Genomic DNA, 18058 nt, shown 5'->3' with positions numbered 1-18058 from the left:
ATTACTCTGTACAGAGTAATTTGATAATGATTGTAGCTAACTCCTGAATTGTTGTCAATATGTTTGATTGTTCATGTCATGCTCATTCGAGCACTATTATTTTCAAAAAAACCTCCAAGCCATACCGGTTGCGAATTCGCACGGGCACAGCCTGAAGGCTTATCGGGTCCATAATGTCGATCTTGGCACTATCGAGACACTACGGAGCGCTAGGGTTCTATGAATTTATGGATCTGTACTTTTGTGACTCTGTAGCTCTATGGTTCTATGATCTGTGGTTCTATGACTTATGGATCTGTAGCTTGGATGCCTTATGAATTCTTCAAAATGTTCAGGAGCTTCGTGTATGAATCCAATTCAAGCTTCTTTCGATTCCATACATGATCCGCTATGAAGCTGGCATAATGTCCCTTATCCGTCAGAATGACCTCATTCACTCTTTTGGAATAGTTTAGCCATTTATCATCGTACTGCTCAAGGTCTTTCTCAAGCTCTGTGATGATTTCCTGAATAAAAAAGATCAGCCGCTGGATATCGACCAGCTCAATGAATAGCAAGGGGGCAAAGAGCGATTCAATGGACTTAGGATCTTTGAAGGCGGCATATATCCCTTCCTTGAGTGCATCCTGCCCCGACTCTGTAATACGATAAGTTGTCTTCTCCGGGCGATTCTCGGATTGAACCGTCTCTGATTTGCGAATGTAGTCCTTCTTTAGCAAAGCCTCAAAATTATAATACAGGTTACCATCCGTGATGTTCACTTTATTGTCTGTAGCTTCCATGATTTTCTTCTTAATCTCATAAGGATGCAGCTCTCTATAATACAAGGACCCGAGAATATAGATTCGTAGCGACAATCTTGAACTCCCCCTCTACTTGCAGGCTACAAAACTGAATTTCACATGCTATGCTTGCACAGCATATTTCGAATTATGTTCCCCACGGAAATATCCTAATTATTATAAACACATTCCCTGATGATTGCTATTCTATACTACCAAAAAGCAAACAACGCGTACCAGAAGCCTGGCACGCGTTGAGATTCATACAATACGTATGAAAGAATATTGTTAAAAAGATTAGTAGGCCAATGCGAACAGACCTTTGATATGGGACAGGTAGCGAATGTTGCTGCCTTCCTTCATCAAAGTTGCTACAGCGCCTTTCAATTGGGTCTGGTTCGCGCCTACGGAACCGATCGCATCTGTTCTGCCCAAGCTTCCCAGTGTACCAGAGAATACTGGAGTGAAGCGCTCCATGGTATGACCATTGAAGTATGCGAACAGGTTGTAGCCGATCGTCTCACCCATTTGCCATGCCAGCTGTGCTGTCGGCGGATAAGGACGCTGTCCTTCGCCTGGGAATACTACAGCACTGTCACCAGCTACGAATACATCCTCATGGGAAGTGGATTGCAGCGCACCTGTAACCGTTGCGCGTCCACGATCTACTTCGATGCCAGAAGCGCCTACAAGCACGTTGCCTTGTACGCCACCAGTCCAGATGAGCGTATTCGTCTCAATGGAGCGGCCGTCCTTCAGCAGAACTTCTTTCTCTTTCATCTCCGTGATCGGCACGCCAGTCACGAATTGAACACCACGTTTCTCAAGGCTGGTAACCGCACGGTCGATCAGCTCTGGAGCGAAGCCTGCCAGAATGGAAGGACCTGCTTCCACACAGTACAGGCTGATATCTTCATAGTTGATACCTTTTGCACGGCATACTTCTGGCAGCTTGTCAGCGAATTCGCCAATCAGCTCGATGCCTGTCAGACCGCCGCCACCAACAACAATCGTAGCGTCTGCTTTGTTGCCAGATTGCTTGTAAGCATCCAGACGAGCTTCCACATGCGCACGAATCTTGTTCGCTTCATCTACGGATTTCAGTGTCAGGCTGTATTGCTCCAGCCCCGGAATTCCGAAGTATGCAGTTTGGCTGCCCAATGCGATAACCAGTGCATCATAGCTCAGGGTCGCGCCGCTAGCCAAGGTCACCTTCTTGCTCTCTGTGCTGATCTCGCTCACGGTATCAATCTTCAGATTGATGTCCTTGTTGCGGAACAGCTTCTCCAAAGGAAGTGCAACAGCCTTCTCGTGAATTGTACCTGCTGCCAGACGGTGCAGCTCTGTAATAATCTGATGAGTGGCATAGCGGTTAACTACAGTAATTGTAGCCTCGCTGGAGCTCATATGCTGACGAGCTGACAGTGCAGCCAGCACGCCGCCGTAGCCGCCACCAAGAATCAAAATTTGCTTCGACATTTCCATCCTCCGTTCGTTCTTACCTTCTAGATTGTATTACTTACTCTCACGTTGGCGTTCGTTCAGGATTTCCAGGAAAGCCTGGCTGAAGCGAAGCGTCTTTTGTACATTAGGGTCCTTCAACATTTTGAGCAATGCAAACAATCCCACGGAACCCGATTCTGTCTGCACACGATCACCAGCTTCAATAGCAGCAGATGCAAGGCCTTTGGCCGATTCTGTTACTGGCTTCACAAACTCTCCCATGGAGCTTTTCATATCACCGATAAATACCGGGTCTGTCGCCAAGCTTCTCGCTACATCGTACGCATTGGTCATCACTGTAACCATCTCAGTTAATTTCGGCAGATTTTCTACCAGGACTGTCAACGACTGTTGAACCTCTGGCTTCATCAGCTGATCCAGCACATCGCGAGTCTCTTGTGTAGCCTCTTGAGTAACTGCCACCTCTTGTTGATTTTCTGACATGACGCGAACGTCCTCCTTTACTCTGGGATAGAAGTCCATTCCTCTCCTGTAACCTGCCACGCAGTACACTGGCTGCATAATCCCGAAGATTGATATAAATACACGGTCACACGAAAAAGCCACCCTGAGGACGCAACTAGGCGTCACCGGGTTCTCCAGCAGCCCGATGCATCGGCAAATAACGGTCTCCGGTGTTCATACTGCTTCCATGCCATCGTGAATCTGATCCAGAATCAAAACAGGCCGAAACGGAACTCTATACCCCTATATTACACCTTTCACAAGCCTAACGTCGAAACAATTTTAATATTTTCAGAAAAAACTATAAAAAACTTCACGTCAAACTCCAGAAAGGCCTTGGAAATACAGCAATATCAAGGAGATCTAACGTCATTCCTGTGTCGAGTAAATTGTGTCTGTCACAAAATCTAAACATATTTTCCTACATAAATCTCTATGAATTTTCAGGAAACTGAAGGCAAGCGGCCGTACGGAGGGTAATAAACCTTGGGTAACACAATTGAGAAATAGATTATGGGACAACTTAAATCAGTAAGTAACTCAAATCAGCAATCTAACCGTGTATTCGGAAATGGAGGAATGAACCGTGGCAAAAACATTCGCAGATATGGTACGAGAGGCTGAAGCTCATGTCAAAGGGGTAAGCTCCGAGGAAGCCAAGAAGATGATAGAATCCGATCCTAACACGTTCATCATCGACGTACAGGATTCAGTAGATGCCGGGGCATGCGGGCTCATCCGCAGCAGTGAGAATATCTCGCTGGGCATGCTGCCGATTCGTGCAGATCTGGAGGTGCCGCAGCAATTGCGCGACGAACGTCTGTCCGACCGGAGCCGCCCGATCTTAACGACCTGCGGAGCAGGAGGTCAGGCAGCCATCGGTGCCTATATTCTTCAACAGATGGGCTTCGAGAACGTTGCCTATATTCAAGGCGGCACGACAGCATGGAAAGAATCCGGCTTTGAAGTAGAACTCTATTCGGACATGCAGCAGTAAGAATTATAGCAGTACAGTAGTACAGCAATATAGCAGCACAGCAATAAGCAGTACGCCAGCAAGCTCTACCACGTGCCCTATTTTCTACAACAATATTTAAGAGCATGCATTCAAGCTTCCCCTGCACCAGAACGTGTCGGCTTACCGCTGATGCTCTGGTGCTATTGGCGTGCTATGCGCGAGGTGTAATGTGACCACGCCCACGACGTCCTGCTGCCACGTCAGCCTGCCCCTACTGCGTTGCATGGTGTGCCATGACCTATCTATTGCTTATCTATTCATCTGACAATGACGCCTCCCGGGATTCGATGAATTCGTCGACGTCGCGGGCCGCCTTGGATTGGTTACATTCATTACAAGCACACACACAATTCACGGGAGTCGTATGTCCTCCGCGTGCCCGGGGCAATAGATGATCGAGGGTATCCCCGTATTGGCCACAATAATAGCAGGTATAGTTGTCACGCTTCATGATCATATTCCTGAATTCCTTGTTGCTGTACAATCGGCGAATCGTGGTGCGGTTCACGATGACAGCCATATGCTCTCTAACCAGCGTATGGGCTAGCTCCATCTCAATCTCTTGCTGCCATCTTCTCCCCTTATCCGTCTTCCCTCTCATGCGTACAAGTCCATTCCTATTAGGTCGCAGCCGTGATATATCTCGTGGATCAAGCTCTCGCTTGCTGGAGATGGTCAGAGGGATATGTCCCGGATGTTCATGTGCAAAGCGCGGAACCGCTGGCTTCCGCCGCTGCTGCGAACGAGGCCTGCCTGCTACAGCTGGCTTCTTCATAACCGCGGCTAACTGTACGTTCTCTGCCGCAGCCGTTGTATCCGATGGTCCATGCTTCATGCTGTTGGTAGCAGACGAGTTCTGTGCGGGTGGGCTATGACGACACTCGCGGCATAGGCCGCGGCGGGAGTTGGGACTGGACCTGCGGCCTGTCCTGCGCCGGAAGTCTGTCAGAGGCCTGCTGATCTGGCAGCCAGGACACTGCTTGTGGGCATGCTGTTGTTGTGAGTCCATCCTATTCAGAACCGGGATTGCCCGTTCTTGTTCACCTCCGTAACATCAAAATTAGAACGTATGATCATCGCCCCCGTTCATCCCGTCTTGAAATCTTCACAAGAAACGATTACAGGGGAGTATATGCTTGTTGTAGATGGTTATTATTGTATCACAGAGGAACCCTGAACCCGCTATCCCTCTTTACAGGCGAAGCATTCACTGTGTGCCATGCATATCCTGATTCATATCGAAAGACCACGCCTTCGATACCTTGACTTTAACCGCTTATTTCGATTGGTGTACAATACAAGCATGGACAAGACAGTTAGGTCTCACACTTGCTTGGCGCTTCTTTACGCTTTTGCCCAGGTTTAGACAGGCTATGATCGTGGGTAATTGGATATATGCAAAGGGGGACTCCTGATGATGAAGAGAAATCATACGATGATGCAATTTTTCGAATGGCATGTAGAAGCTGACGGCAACCATTGGAAGAGACTCATTGAGCGGGCTCCTGAGCTGAAGTCAAAAGGCATTGATGCCCTCTGGATTCCACCCGTGACGAAGGGCCAATCCCCCGACGATACCGGCTATGGTGTCTACGATCTATATGATCTGGGAGAGTTCAATCAGAAAGGCGCAGTGCGCACCAAGTACGGTACCAAGGGAGAGCTGCTGGAGGCCGTAGCTGCCTGCGTGCAGCACGGACTGGCCGTATACGTCGATCTCGTCATGAATCATAAAGCGGGGGCCGATGAGACGGAGGTCTTCAAGGTCGTCGAGGTCAATCCGGAGAATCGAAACGAGGTCATCTCGAAGCCCTTCGACATTGAAGGCTGGACCAAGTTCAACTTTCCTGGCCGCGGCAATCAATATTCCAGCTTCAAGTGGAATTTCGAGCACTTTAACGGAACAGATTATGATGCGAGCAAGGATCGTACGGGGATATTTCGTATTCTCGGAAAGAACAAGCAGTGGAATGAGAATGTAGACAGCGAGTTCGGCAACTACGATTATCTGATGTTCGCCAACATTGACTATAACAATCCAGACGTCCGGGAAGAGATGATCGGGTGGGGAAAATGGCTCGTGGATACGCTGCAATGCAACGGATTTCGACTCGACGCCATCAAGCACATTAACCATGAATTCGTTCATGAATTCGCCACCGAGATGATCCGCAAACGTGGTCAGGACTTCTACATGGTGGGCGAGTTTTGGAAGCCTGATCTCAAGGCATGCCAGGAATTCCTTGACACGATTGATTATAAAATTGACCTGTTCGACGTATCCCTGCACTATAATCTGCACAATGCCTCGCTCGCAGGCAGCTCCTATGACCTGTCTACTATTTTCAAGAATACACTGGTCAACACGCATCCCCTTAATGCGGTTACGTTCGTGGATAATCATGATTCGCAGCCATTGGAGGCTCTTGAATCCTGGGTAGAGGATTGGTTCAAACAGATCGCGTATGCCCTGATTCTACTGCGCCGGGATGGCTATCCTTGCGTGTTTTACGGCGACTACTACGGTATACAAGGCGACCATCCTGTTGCAGGCAAGCAAACGGAGATTGATGCACTGCTCTACGCACGAATGAATAGGGCCTACGGAGAGCAGATAGATTATTTCGACCATCCCAATACGATCGGTTGGGTCCGGCAAGGCACCCCCGAGATTGAGAAATCCGGCTGTGCTGTCGTGATCTCCAACAAAGGCAACAGTGAGAAGCGAATGTGTGTAGGACCCGCTCATGCCGGGAAGGAATGGGTTGATCTGACCGGTAACCGCGAGGACCATATTGTCATCGACAAGGAAGGATGGGCATCCTTTCCCGTCAATGCAGGCAGCGTATCAGTATGGGCAGCACGCTGAGACGACCTGTCGCTGGCTGATACAGGATACACGTAGACTGCGTAGATGGCCGATCCGAAGCATCCCTTCTACTTACACTATATTCGTCGTGCATCCCGCACCCATGACAAAACAGAGTGCTGCTATGATTCCACGGAATTACAGCAGCACTCTGTTGCATCTAAATTCTTCTTAACAATCTTTTTCACCCTATAAATGGATAGCAATGCTTACTCAGGGCTGGAAGCTGTTCACAATGACCTTATATGTCTCCAGAGCCAGCTGGCGAGAAAGCTTGAGATCGACGATCGCATCTGGCCGAGGGAGATGTATTTGCTTATCGTTCTCTTCCCCCAGTTCTGGAAGCCAGCGTCTTATATAACTGCCCTCCTGGTCAAATGTGGCTGATTGGGTCACGGGATTGTTCACACGGAAATAAGGAGCCGCGTTGACACCCAGGGATGCGCAGAACAGCCAATTGCCCCGATTTTGGATATTGTCATAGTCCAGCAGCTTCCGCCGAAAATAGCGCTCTCCGAGATAGAAGGGACATTGCAAATTCTTGACCAGAAACGTTGCACAGAGAATTCGAATCCGGTTAGGCATACATCCCGTCGTATTCAGCTCCGTCATTCCCGCATCAATAATCGGAATCCCTGTCTCGGCGCGGCACCAGCGTTCGAAATATTCATCATGCAGTGCAGACAGATCATACCGGTCCTCGTACTGGAAGTAGTTCTCCTCATAAATGGCTCGATATAGATAGAAATCCCGAAATGCCAGCTGTCGTACCCATCCGTCATGTCCTGACAGGGGGCGGGCTGTGTGGTATAGCTTGCGGATCGACACAGCACCTACAGCCATATGAGGACTTAGCTGGCTAGTGTTATCCTCTCCAAATTCATCACGACGCTCATCATATCCTGTAAGTCGCTCTTCAATGAATTCCTGCAGCAGATGAGCATATCCCTCTGCCTCCTCTACCTGAAGTAGCTCCTCCGGGCAATCAAATGAGTCTGGCCAAGGCATATGCCCCTCCAGAGAGAACATTCGGAGTTCACGGAGATGGATCTGTCCAGGCGCCGTTGCATGCTCCTCCAGATATTCGAGCCATCTGCGGTGAAAGGCTGCAAATACCTTGTAGTACCCCGGCTTGTTGACGTAACGCACAAACTCCTCTACATCGATCATCATATGATCCGTCAAGGCTGTGAAGCTTACGCCATGTGCTGCTGATAGCTGCTGCAGCTCACGATCTCTTTTCCGGGCATAGGGTGTGAAATCCCGATGAAGCACCACCTCGCTGACCGGATAGTGTGACAAGGCATACTCCAGAACCCTGGACGGCTCGCCGTGCAGCACATGCAGCGGAGCTCCTGCCTCCTTATACTGTGCACGCAGACGAGCGACATGCCGCAGGAAATTCTGCCCGCTATGCTCACGCTCTCTGCCATTGCGCAGCAGAAACGGGTCCAGGATGAGCAGATGCATGCTCTCCTCTCCCTGCTGATGCAGGTACTCAAAAGCCATCATATCCTCCACCCGTAAATCTTTACGGTGAATAAACAATTTCAACCTCTTGTCCTCCTCACAGCTCTTCTACACTCTATCCTATACCCAATCGGGAGCTGGGTCGAACAAGATTTGTTCCAATTCATCGCCATGCTTTATAGTTCCGCATAGATGAGTGTACGGACCCTCGCAAGCGCTCTGGTTCAGCTCGTAAAATGGCGGCCTGCCATAGCAACTGCCCGTCTCATCTCCTCAAGAGGCTCCTCCACCATGGGGCCATGCCCTGTACACAAAAGAGTGGGTGAATAGGCGAGTAGCTTATCTGCACTGCGCCAAGCCTCAGCCTTGCTCCAGGTAGCCAGCGCAGGGAAGGGGAAGGTCGGTACCAGCTTTCCAGACACAGTAGTCCCTCCTCTCGTGCAGAACGCATCTCCCACCATCAGTGCCCTTGTACGAATATCGAGAAATGCCATCGAGCCCGGGGTGTGCCCCGGGACACTGATTGCCTCCAACGAACCAATCCGATCCCCCTCTGATAGCAGCACATCAGCCTGGGTCTTTAACTTCTTTGGTACCCCGCCTTTGATAGGAGTATCGTGCTCACCAGGAAGCAATGAAGTATCCCCCTTCAGCAGACGCGCATCCCGACTGGAAATATACACCTCAAGCTGGCGGTTCTTTTCCTTCAAGGCATCCAGTGCTCCGACATGATCATCATGAGCATGGGTAAGTACAATGCGCCGAATCGGCTTTCCGAGCTGCGCGGCAGCACGTAAGATGGCCTGCGCCGTTCCGGGTAGAGCGGCATCAATCAAGGTGAAACCATCTTCCTCATCCACTAGATAACAGTTCACGGGGAAGATGACGGGCATGAACGTGATCTGGTGTAGACGATCCTTGGTAATTACTCGCATAAGCAGGCTCTCTCCTTTGTTGTAAGCTAAACCCACAGTTGTGTTTCGTCGAGATACTATACATTTAAACTAATACAATTAGTTTAAATGTTACATTTGTTAGTTTATTATGTTCTCACAAGAAACGCAATGCTTTTACAGAAAAAAAGCCGCTCCACTGTCATCACATGACAGCAAAGCGGCAGAAACAGCGCACAATATGAAACTCATATCAGCACCCACAAGCTTCGAAGGTCATCCTAATGCTTACCCTCATAGCCCTCAGCAGCAGATGAACAGCTTCCCAGACCTGCAATGAAGATATTCAAAATAACCTCCAGGCTCTCATCCGTGCTGACGGCCATGCGGAATCCACGGCTACGTTCCAGAGAGGCAAATCCATGGAGAATGCTGCGCAGACCTCGTGTTGCATGAATGGTCTCCAGTTCAGACATGCCGAAGCCATTTTTCATGACCCGCATGATCAGCCCTCCTACCCTAGTGTTGAGCTGCTGGATCTCCTCATCCGGCTGTAGGGATGAATAGACCATTGCTTCATAGAGCCCAGGCCTCTGACGGGCGAAGTCCACATAAGCTTGACCCATCGCCCGAATCGCCTGCTCCCCAGCTCTGCCTACGGCAGCATCCATCAGAGCCGCTTCCAGCTCCTGAGTGCTCTTCATCACCATGAACTTGTGCAGTCCTTTCAGCCCATCTACATGATTGTACAAGGAAGGAGGCCGGATCTGGAGTCGCTGAGCCAGCGTGGCAAGCGTCACAGCATGAATTCCCTGCTCATTGGCCATCTCCTCGGTGGCCTGCAATATCTCGTCTAAGGTCAGTCCCCGTCTTGGTGACATGTTGAATTCAATCCCTCGCTAGTATCACGAAATGGTCAGTTCCCCACTCGGATCATTAATTTAATTGTTCATTACCATACTAACTAACCTTATTAGTTAATTCAAACTTTATATTAGTAGGAGCCTGTCCATATACTAAAGTTTTTTCAAATGAATAACCTATAATAATCTCCTTACTGATTCACACAAACTCACACAATTAGATGCTAAAATTGGTAATATTTTGTTCGCTGCGCTATAATGATCTGTGCATATTCTGGTAAAGTCGGAAGGAAATGAGGTGTGGTCAATACGAAGATGAATAGCAAGATATGATTTCTATCCAGATTTCTATCCAGAATCATATACAAGAAAGGAAATGTGATCATGGTTGTCTGGTTAATTATTGCTTGCGAGATTTTATTTTGGGTATTTGTAGTCGCTGGCCTGGTTGCCCGATATATCTTTCGGCAAAAGCGATTAGGCGCTCTGTTGCTGCTCGTCACACCGCTGATTGATCTCATCCTGCTCGTTGCTATCTTTGTCAATTTGCGCAATGGTGGAGAGATCACACTCGCCAGCGCTCTTGCTGCTTGTTACATTGGTATTACGGTCGCCTTTGGTCATAGGCTCATTCACTGGGCGGATACCCGCTTCTCCTATTGGTTCGCTGGTGGACCCAAGCCAGTCCCTAAGTATGGGAAAGAGCATGCCAGAGAAGAGCGGAAAAGCTGGTACTTACACTTGCTGGGGTACCTGATCGGTAACGGTATTATGCTGATTATGATTACGTATGTTGGCGACCCTTCGCAAACAACCTCCTTAAATGAAGTGATGTCCATCTGGAGTACGGTGCTTGTGATCGACTTCTTCATTTGCTTTAGCTACACTTGGTTCCCAAGGAAAAGCAAAGGATAGTTCTGTAATCCTTCCGTAGCCGACCTTATAATCTACTCTTCCACACCATAAGATGATATACACTTGCAGATCCTACCAGCTGTCAGCATGAGACGCTTTCTCCCTTTCATATGGGATAGAAGCGTCTTTTTACATATAAACCCATGTAAACAAAGTATATATATGTATTTTTTACACAATCAGTACAAAAAAATGTAAGATCCTAGTATACATTTTATATAATGATATGGTATTATCTAGAACGAAAATACATAAATATTCCTTTTTATTCTATTATTATTTATTTTACTTCAATTTATTACATAATAACCAAAACATAAATAGTCTCGCCAAAGCATTGGAAAGGATGATACTTCTGACTAATCATTTGTTGGATGGAAAAAATGTGCTGGTTATGGGCGTAGCCAATAACCGGAGCATTGCCTGGGGAGCCGCGCAGTCCCTCTCCTCTGCTGGAGCCAGGCTTATTTTCACGTATGAGAACGAACGGGTAGAGGAACGAGTAAGCAAGCTCGCGGAGACATTACCGGGTTCTTTGCTGTTTCCATGCAATGTGGCTGAAGACACCGAGATTGATCGCTTGCAGCTCTTTCTAAGAGAGCATGTCGGGGTCCTCCATGGTTACTTTCACAGCATCGCTTACGCCCAAAGTGAAGATATGGAAGGGACGTTTGTCGAGACCTCTCGCGAGGGATTCCGCATCGCACAGGACATTAGCGCATACTCACTAGCCGCTGTAACCCAACGAATCCTCCCGTTAATGAGCGAGGGAGGAAGTATTGTAACCATGACTTACATTGGAGCCGAGCGTGCGATTCAAAATTACAACGTCATGGGCGTGGCGAAGGCATCCTTGGAAGCCAGTGTTCGTTATCTGGCACATGATTTAGGGCAGCACGGCATCAGGGTTAACGCCATCTCTGCTGGCCCAATCCGGACATTAGCCGCTTATGGCATTAAGGATTTTCAGACCGCACTCAAAAAGATCGAGGACATTGCCCCGCTGCGCAAGACGGTAGACACCTCGGAAGTGGGAGACACTGCTCTGTTTTTACTATCCCAGCTGGCAAGAGGGATCACTGGGGAAGTGATTCATGTAGATGCAGGATACCATATCACGGGAATGTAAGGAGTGGACAGCATGCCTGTAACTCAAATGCATGGCCAGATCATCACCTCTCAGAAGTTGATAGACCAGGCAGAGTTTCAGAGGGATGTCTTGGGCTTCTCGCACTTGATGCATATCAACGGTATTCATGAAGAGAGTCGTGTGATTCTCAAGGCAGAAAATTCATACTGGTTCATAGTATCTCTATTCTCTCTCTGTCAGCTCGCTGCCTCAGTTACTGTCGTTGATGAGCAGATCCAGACAGATGAATTAGAGAACATTTATCACGAGGTTGAAGCCTGTTGTATCGTAACGGACCATGAGCTGGCACTTCCACAGGCCAACACGTTATTGTTCAGCACCCTGCAGGAGGAATTGGAATTATACCAATACCTATACGGTAAGGATCGATCGTTCCTTATTAATCTCGACTCATGGATGCTCAAAAATGATGCACTTATTCTTTATTCTTCTGGCACGACTGGAAAACCGAAAGGGATTGTCAAGTCAGGCCGTTCATTCATCGACAATATCAAGCTATCCGTCCAAGCTATGGCTTACAAGTCTGACGATTGTCTCCTCCCTGTTGTACCCTACTCGCACTTTTATGGAATCTCGCTTATTTTTTCCTGGTGGTTCACCCAATGCTCTATTCTCATTTGCAAGCCTAAAAATCTATGGAGCGTCATCACCTGGCTAGACCAGGACAAGGCCACCGTCATAGATGCCAATCCATCTGCCTATTATATGATTCTACGGATGCTAGAAAGAAAGCCCGAGCTTCTCGAACGATTGAAGCAATCACCTGTCCGCATGTGGTGCGTCGGTGGATCTCCTCTTACGAATGACTTGGAGAAGAGCTTCATGGACATTGTCGGACAACCACTGCTTAACGGTTATGGTCTTTCAGAGCTGGGGAACGTTTCTATGGGAACGCTCGCTAGCCCTATGGGCTGCGGTCGCCTTCTTCCCGGAGTCGAAGCGAGAATTGAAACCCGAAATTCAGTAGATGAGCTGGAACAGGGGATTGGAGAAATATGGATTCGTACACCTGGGTGTATGGAAGGCTACTTGCACCAACCAGATTTGACACAGGAGGTGTTGCAGGACGGATGGTTCAAGACAGGGGACCTCGGCTTTCTGAAGGAAGAAATGCTATATGTCATTGGACGCGCAGGTAAGTCTGTCACCCGTATGGGTTACACCTTCTCGCCTGTCTATATCGAGAATCAGATCAGCCGCTTGGGCTATCGCTCTTGCGTCATTGCCTTGGATGATGAGAGGAAGGGCGCCTCACTAATCGTCTTTGTCGAGAGAAATGACGGACAAGAGCATTCTTCTCTCCGAAAAGATATCAACCGATTGCTTCCCACCTACATGTATCCTGACACCTTACTCGTCGTTGATTCATTCCCTTTGAATCGAAATGGCAAGGTAGACCGACTGGAATTGGAACGTCTCGCGTATCAAAGAACTATTCATGAAGTAGGGTAAATGCACAATAAGAGAGGATGAGGCAAATGAATATGAACCTGTTGTCGCAAGAAAACGTTGTATTCGCGCAAAGGTGTGAAGCCATTCGCAGATGCCTAGACTACTTAACGACCAACCGCGATGAAGTCATGAGTATTCTCCTTAATATCTCATCATGCCGGGCAGCGAATGCCGAGATAGACTCCACCATTACGACGCTGCAGGGGGCACTCGGGGAAGTTGAGGCCTACCGCCCTGGCTGGCAGCAATCCATGGCTGTGTTCATGCCGTCTAACGTAATTTTGTATTCCTATGCTCTGTACCTGCTAATCCCCTCTTTATATGTAGAGAAGATTGAATTCCGGGCTTCCTCACATGTCGTCGAATTCGTCGCTCTACTGCATGAGAAGCTCAGTGCCGTTCATCAATTGCCCGTTGAGAACATGAAGATCAGTCAGAAAAAATTCCTGGAGCAATCCGTTCATCCTGCTGACATCGTCGTATTCACTGGAAGCTACACGAATGCGGAGCAGATCAAGAAACAAATCAGGAAAGAACAGCTCTACATATTTTTCGGACAAGGTATCAATCCGTTCATTATTGGTCCAGACGCAGATATCCCACTTGCGGTTAATGACGTGATCCGAATGAGGCTGTTCAACTCAGGACAGGATTGCCTGGGTCCAGATATTATCCTGGTGCACGAGAATATCAGCGACACCTTCCGAGACCAACTCACTCAAGCCATACAAGGGCTTTCCTTCGGTGCGAATGACGATCCCGAAGCCAACTACTGCCCCATCTATTATAAGGACACCTTAATCACCGTATCGGAATATTTGAACAATAACGACAAGTACATTGCTTATGGAGGAGGCATTGATTTCCGGACAAAGAAAATGGAACCGACTATTTTATACAGCTCCTTGGATGAAGAACTTGAGATTATGGAGTACTTCTCTCCGATCTTCAACGTGGTCAGCTATCAGGATGATGAGCAGCTACTCAAGCGCATTCGTTCGAGCTACTTTAGTGAACGGGCCATGGGCTGCAGTCTTTATGGCTCCCTTCATTTGGCTGACGTCCTGCGAAGAAAGCATACCCTGACCATCAATCAGACGCTGGAGGATGTCGAGCAAGGAAACAAGGCCTTCGGGGGCTATGGAACCATGTCCAACTATATTTATTACAACATGCAGCTGATCTCAAAGCCGATCCTGATCTCAGAAGTAGTTGCTGAGTTTCTCACCGAAAAGAGGGCAGAAGTATGACACAGACCATGCACGCATGGGAGACAGTTATTCAATATATCGAGTCCATTGGCACAGACCATATTTTTGGGCTTCCGAGTGACGATCTGAAGGTACTCACCGCACTTCAGAACTCGTCCGTACGCTTCATTATAGGCAGGGATCAAAGAAACTGCATGTTCATGGCTTCTGGTTATGCGCTCGCCTCGAATCGCCTGGGGGTGTGCATCGTTGGCAAAGGTCCTGCATTAACCAATACCTTAACAGGCTTGCTTGAAGCACAGCATTCAGGGGTGCCCCTGCTGTTAATTGCTCTTGGTACCAGCAGTGAAAAGCTGGGTACCAAAGCCTTTCAGGAAGCCGATCAGCTAACGCTGGTGAAGCCTCTAGTCAAATGGGCATATCGAATCGAGCATTCGAGCCGATTGGTATGGGCGCTGGAGAGAGCCGCATTCCTTGCCATGAATGGCAGCAGGGGGCCTGTCTATCTGGAGCTTCCAGAGCAGATTGCCGAAGAGACCGTGACTGTTCAGCATCCTTTTCAGCAGCTGGTGAAATTGAACTGCGCACCGTCAACCCACGAACTAGAGATGGCAGCTGCGTTGCTCCGTGAAGCCCGCAAGCCTATTATCGTCGTTGGCGGAGGAATGAAGTCTGGAACTAAAGGAGTCATTGAGCCATTAGCAGCGCGATTAGGTGCTGCTATATTTGCCACGGCCTCTGGCAGAACGGCTATTAACGAGAGTCATCCTTTGTTTTGTGGTATCGCAGGTCTCTACACAGACCCCAGCATAAGAACAATCTGGGAGGAAGCAGATACCGTACTGACGCTGGGTAGCCGTTTGGAGGAGACAGCCACCTTCGAGTGGGACACCCTTCTTGAGCACACGCCCTTGATTCAGGTAAATGTCAGTATCGAGGATTTCTCACACCAGTATCGGGGAATGAAGCTGCTTGGGGACGGTGACGCTGCTGTGCAAGCATGGTTATCCCTGCTTGCACAGCAGGCTGACTCCAGCTGGCTTGAACTCATTTCCCACTGTAAGCGCGAAGCCTTCCGCAATCGGGAGGCCTGTCTGCACGAGATTAAGGGCTTGCCATCAGTTCATGTATCGGAAGTACTTGATACACTTCAGTCTCAATTAACGGAGCCATGCATTTTAGTACAAGAGAATGGACTACAGGACATGTGGTCATATTTTTATCCCTTCTATCAGTTTGAGGATAATAGTCTATCAATCGTCCCTAGCGATCAGACCAGCCTTGGCTTCGGAGCTGCTGCTGCCGTCGGGGCAAGCCTTGCAGATCACCGCCCTGTCGTAGCGCTTGTAGGAGATGGTGCATTCAATCTGTTCCAGTCAGACCTGATTACAGCTATCCAGCACCACATTCCGCTCATCTATATCGTGATGAATAACGGCGGCTACGGATGGCTGCAATATCAACTCAATCAATACGACTTCGAGGGACGCCCATTTCAGTTCGTGACGGATGCTCCACTTGAGCATATGAATTGGAGCCATCATGACTTCATCGAGATGATCAACATTCAAGAGAAGTCCGAGCTGGAATCCCAACTCACATTGGCACTTACGAGATACCGAATGAACAAATTGGTGATTGTCATGGTCAAGGTAGCACTTGAGGATGTGCATGAGAAGATTCGTAACATATACGGCGACTTTCCTGTATTTGAAAATCAGATAATGTAGTTCCAGCATATGACAAAAGGTGGGGTTTCGTTGAAGAGAAGAGTAGTAATTACAGGTCAAGGTGTAATCACTCCGGTTGGACTTAATGTTAACGATTTTTGGACCTCTCTGATTGAAGGACAGAGCGGCATTGCCCCTATCACGGGATTCGACACCACCGATATGCCCACCAAGATTGGTGCACAGGTTAAGGATTTCGATCCATTGCAATATATGAGTAAAAAGGACGCCAGTAAATGGGCGCAGTTCACACAGTTTGCCGTGGCTGCAACCAAACAGGCTATGGAGCAGTCGGGACTTGTAGTAAATGATAGCAACGCACACCGAATCGGGGTTGTGGTCGGCTCAGGAGCTGGTGGACTCGATGTTGTCGAAGAGAACTTCAAGCGGCTGAATCAGCATGGTCCGAAGCGTGTCAGCCCTTACTATGTCTCGTCGATGATGATTAATTCTGCACCCGGAGAGATTGCGATTGCGACTGGAGCCAAAGGCCCCTCCTTCGCAGTGGTCACAGCCTGCGCCACAGGCAGCAACGCCATAGGTGAGGCGATGCGCACCATTCAATATGGTACGTCAGATGTGATGATTGCAGGCGGCTCGGAGGCGAACTTCAGCACATTGGATCTGGCCTCCTTCGCCAATATCCATGCCCTCTCCAGACGAAACGATGCACCACAGCAAGCCAGTCGTCCTTTTGACCGCAACCGGGACGGCTTTGTCATTGGTGGAGGAGCTGGCATCGTAGTACTTGAAGAGCTTCAGCATGCACTCGACAGGGGTGCTACCATATTGGCTGAGTTGGTTGGCTATGGCTGTACCACCGACGCTTTTCACATTACAGCCCCTGACCCGAGCGGCTCCGGGCCGGCCGAAGCTATCCGTAATGCATTAAGAGATGGAGGCCTGGACACGACCGACATTCAGTACATTAATGCCCATGGTACCAGTACACCTTTCAATGACCAGATGGAGATTAATGCGATCAAGACCGTGTTTGGTCCACACGCCCCCTCCCTGGCGATCAGTTCCATCAAATCTGTGACAGGACACTTAATGGGTGGAGCAGGTGCCGTCGAGCTCGTAGCCACTGTGCAAAGCATGATTCATAACAAAGTGCCTCCGACCCTGAACTGTCACGACCCTGAAGATCCCGAATTGAACTTTGTACCGCATGTGTATCAGGAGCGCGAGGTGCTGGGAGCGATAAGCAATTCCTTCGGGTTCGGTGGTCATAACGTATGTCTGGCTGTGCGTAAATGGCAGGGGGAATAGTCTATGAGCCCGGATAACGTACGCATACTTGATGTGCTACCACACCGTTACCCTTTTATCATGCTGGATCACGTTACAGGCTATGAGCTATCGAAATGGGCTCGTGGCTATAAGAATGTCACCTGGAACGACTGGTTCGTCACGGAAACGAATCCTTACATGCCTCATACCATGGTCATTGAAGCTCTGGCACAGCTCGGGGCTTTTGCCTCTCTGGATGAGACGGGAATATCCCTGTTGACCTCATTGAACCAGGTAGAGATGCACGAGAAAGCTGTGCCTGGAGACCGACTGGATCTTTATTTTGAAGTAACGAAGCGAAAAAGAGGATTTTTGGTAGGCAAAGGCCTGGCTACGGTAGGAGATCGTATTATTGTCAAAGCTGAAGAAATCGTGTCATACACGCCAAAAGCAGACTGAAGGCAACCTCCATTCATAACACATACCTGCATGACGATGATGGCA

At 48.7% G+C, this 18058-nt stretch carries 16 protein-coding genes; 9 read left to right on the top strand and 7 right to left on the bottom strand.

Translation table 11 applies throughout. The annotated features are described in order from the left end of the window. Window positions 1-311: 311 nt before the first annotated feature. From D328_RS0105270 to D328_RS0105260, 3 genes are all read right to left on the bottom strand, one after another. The gene (locus D328_RS0105270; protein WP_018883920.1) at window positions 312-857 is read right to left on the bottom strand and encodes a PadR family transcriptional regulator; all 546 of its coding nucleotides are present in this window, start codon (window positions 855-857) and stop codon (window positions 312-314) included. A gap of 222 nt (window positions 858-1079) precedes the next feature. After that, on the bottom strand, window positions 1080-2261 hold the full coding sequence (locus tag D328_RS0105265; protein ID WP_018883919.1) for an NAD(P)/FAD-dependent oxidoreductase: 1182 nt from the start codon (window positions 2259-2261) through the stop codon (window positions 1080-1082). A 36-nt stretch (window positions 2262-2297) separates the two neighbouring features. Beyond that, window positions 2298-2729, bottom strand: a complete 432-nt coding sequence (locus D328_RS0105260; RefSeq protein WP_018883918.1) for a DUF1641 domain-containing protein — start codon at window positions 2727-2729, stop codon at window positions 2298-2300. Window positions 2730-3336: 607 nt separating this feature from the next. Between D328_RS0105260 and D328_RS0105255 the strand changes: the two genes are divergently transcribed. Continuing rightward, window positions 3337-3747, top strand: coding sequence for a rhodanese-like domain-containing protein (locus D328_RS0105255; RefSeq protein WP_018883917.1), 411 nt, complete (start codon window positions 3337-3339; stop codon window positions 3745-3747). 274 nt (window positions 3748-4021) lie between these two features. On the opposite strand, the gene D328_RS28385 is transcribed toward D328_RS0105255, so the two are convergent. Beyond that, window positions 4022-4777: an HNH endonuclease gene (locus tag D328_RS28385; protein WP_025679989.1), complete on the bottom strand. Its 756-nt coding sequence runs from the start codon at window positions 4775-4777 to the stop codon at window positions 4022-4024. 408 nt (window positions 4778-5185) lie between these two features. On the opposite strand from D328_RS28385, the gene D328_RS0105245 reads away from it, so the two are divergent. After that, window positions 5186-6637: an alpha-amylase gene (locus D328_RS0105245; protein WP_026281012.1), complete on the top strand. Its 1452-nt coding sequence runs from the start codon at window positions 5186-5188 to the stop codon at window positions 6635-6637. Window positions 6638-6850: 213 nt separating this feature from the next. On the opposite strand, the gene D328_RS0105240 is transcribed toward D328_RS0105245, so the two are convergent. The 3 genes from D328_RS0105240 to D328_RS0105230 form a co-directional block, all read right to left on the bottom strand. Continuing rightward, window positions 6851-8191, bottom strand: coding sequence for a cryptochrome/photolyase family protein (locus D328_RS0105240; protein ID WP_018883914.1), 1341 nt, complete (start codon window positions 8189-8191; stop codon window positions 6851-6853). Window positions 8192-8331: 140 nt separating this feature from the next. Then, entirely contained in the window at window positions 8332-9042 is a 711-nt protein-coding gene (locus D328_RS0105235; RefSeq protein ID WP_018883913.1) for an MBL fold metallo-hydrolase, read from the bottom strand. Between the two features lie 239 nt (window positions 9043-9281). Further along, a complete protein-coding gene (locus D328_RS0105230) occupies window positions 9282-9881 on the bottom strand; it encodes a TetR/AcrR family transcriptional regulator (protein WP_018883912.1) in 600 nt (199 codons plus the stop codon). Window positions 9882-10247: 366 nt separating this feature from the next. Between D328_RS0105230 and D328_RS0105225 the strand changes: the two genes are divergently transcribed. The 7 genes from D328_RS0105225 to D328_RS0105195 all read left to right on the top strand — a co-directional run bounded on the left by D328_RS0105225 (window position 10248) and on the right by D328_RS0105195 (window position 18013). Continuing rightward, window positions 10248-10778, top strand: coding sequence for a hypothetical protein (locus D328_RS0105225; protein ID WP_018883911.1), 531 nt, complete (start codon window positions 10248-10250; stop codon window positions 10776-10778). A 346-nt stretch (window positions 10779-11124) separates the two neighbouring features. Next, on the top strand, window positions 11125-11907 hold the full coding sequence (gene fabI / locus D328_RS0105220; protein WP_033412282.1) for an enoyl-ACP reductase FabI: 783 nt from the start codon (window positions 11125-11127) through the stop codon (window positions 11905-11907). Between the two features lie 12 nt (window positions 11908-11919). After that, window positions 11920-13380 carry a class I adenylate-forming enzyme family protein gene (locus tag D328_RS0105215; protein WP_018883909.1) on the top strand — a complete coding sequence of 487 codons (1461 nt, stop codon included), beginning with the start codon at window positions 11920-11922 and terminating at the stop codon, window positions 13378-13380. Between the two features lie 26 nt (window positions 13381-13406). Continuing rightward, window positions 13407-14630, top strand: a complete 1224-nt coding sequence (locus D328_RS0105210) for an aldehyde dehydrogenase family protein (RefSeq protein ID WP_018883908.1) — start codon at window positions 13407-13409, stop codon at window positions 14628-14630. Continuing rightward, window positions 14627-16321 (top strand): thiamine pyrophosphate-binding protein, encoded by a 1695-nt coding sequence (locus D328_RS0105205; protein ID WP_018883907.1) that lies wholly within the window; start codon window positions 14627-14629, stop codon window positions 16319-16321. Before D328_RS0105210 ends, D328_RS0105205 begins: the two co-directional genes overlap by 4 nt. 30 nt (window positions 16322-16351) lie before the next feature. Continuing rightward, entirely contained in the window at window positions 16352-17593 is a 1242-nt protein-coding gene (gene fabF, locus D328_RS0105200) for a beta-ketoacyl-ACP synthase II (protein ID WP_018883906.1), read from the top strand. Window positions 17594-17596: 3 nt separating this feature from the next. Further along, window positions 17597-18013 (top strand): 3-hydroxyacyl-ACP dehydratase FabZ family protein, encoded by a 417-nt coding sequence (locus tag D328_RS0105195; RefSeq protein ID WP_018883905.1) that lies wholly within the window; start codon window positions 17597-17599, stop codon window positions 18011-18013. Window positions 18014-18058 lie beyond the last annotated feature (45 nt).

The sequence above is a fragment of the Paenibacillus massiliensis 2301065 = DSM 16942 genome, from assembly GCF_000377505.1.
Taxonomy (GTDB): Bacteria; Bacillota; Bacilli; order Paenibacillales; family Paenibacillaceae; genus Paenibacillus; species Paenibacillus massiliensis.
The sequence above is the reverse complement of the archived record's forward strand: the minus strand, read 5'-3'. Positions and strand labels throughout refer to the sequence as shown.

Coding starts and splice junctions, on each gene's coding strand:
- D328_RS0105265 (WP_018883919.1), bottom strand. CDS start 2,261: ATGTCGAAGCAAATTTTGATTCTTGGTGGCGGCTACGGCGGCGTGCTG.
- D328_RS0105260 (WP_018883918.1), bottom strand. CDS start 2,729: ATGTCAGAAAATCAACAAGAGGTGGCAGTTACTCAAGAGGCTACACAA.
- D328_RS28385 (WP_025679989.1), bottom strand. CDS start 4,777: ATGGACTCACAACAACAGCATGCCCACAAGCAGTGTCCTGGCTGCCAG.
- D328_RS0105245 (WP_026281012.1), top strand. CDS start 5,186: ATGAAGAGAAATCATACGATGATGCAATTTTTCGAATGGCATGTAGAA.
- D328_RS0105235 (WP_018883913.1), bottom strand. CDS start 9,042: ATGCGAGTAATTACCAAGGATCGTCTACACCAGATCACGTTCATGCCC.
- D328_RS0105230 (WP_018883912.1), bottom strand. CDS start 9,881: ATGTCACCAAGACGGGGACTGACCTTAGACGAGATATTGCAGGCCACC.
- D328_RS0105225 (WP_018883911.1), top strand. CDS start 10,248: ATGGTTGTCTGGTTAATTATTGCTTGCGAGATTTTATTTTGGGTATTT.
- fabI (WP_033412282.1), top strand. CDS start 11,125: ATGATACTTCTGACTAATCATTTGTTGGATGGAAAAAATGTGCTGGTT.
- D328_RS0105215 (WP_018883909.1), top strand. CDS start 11,920: ATGCCTGTAACTCAAATGCATGGCCAGATCATCACCTCTCAGAAGTTG.
- D328_RS0105210 (WP_018883908.1), top strand. CDS start 13,407: ATGAATATGAACCTGTTGTCGCAAGAAAACGTTGTATTCGCGCAAAGG.
- D328_RS0105205 (WP_018883907.1), top strand. CDS start 14,627: ATGACACAGACCATGCACGCATGGGAGACAGTTATTCAATATATCGAG.
- D328_RS0105195 (WP_018883905.1), top strand. CDS start 17,597: ATGAGCCCGGATAACGTACGCATACTTGATGTGCTACCACACCGTTAC.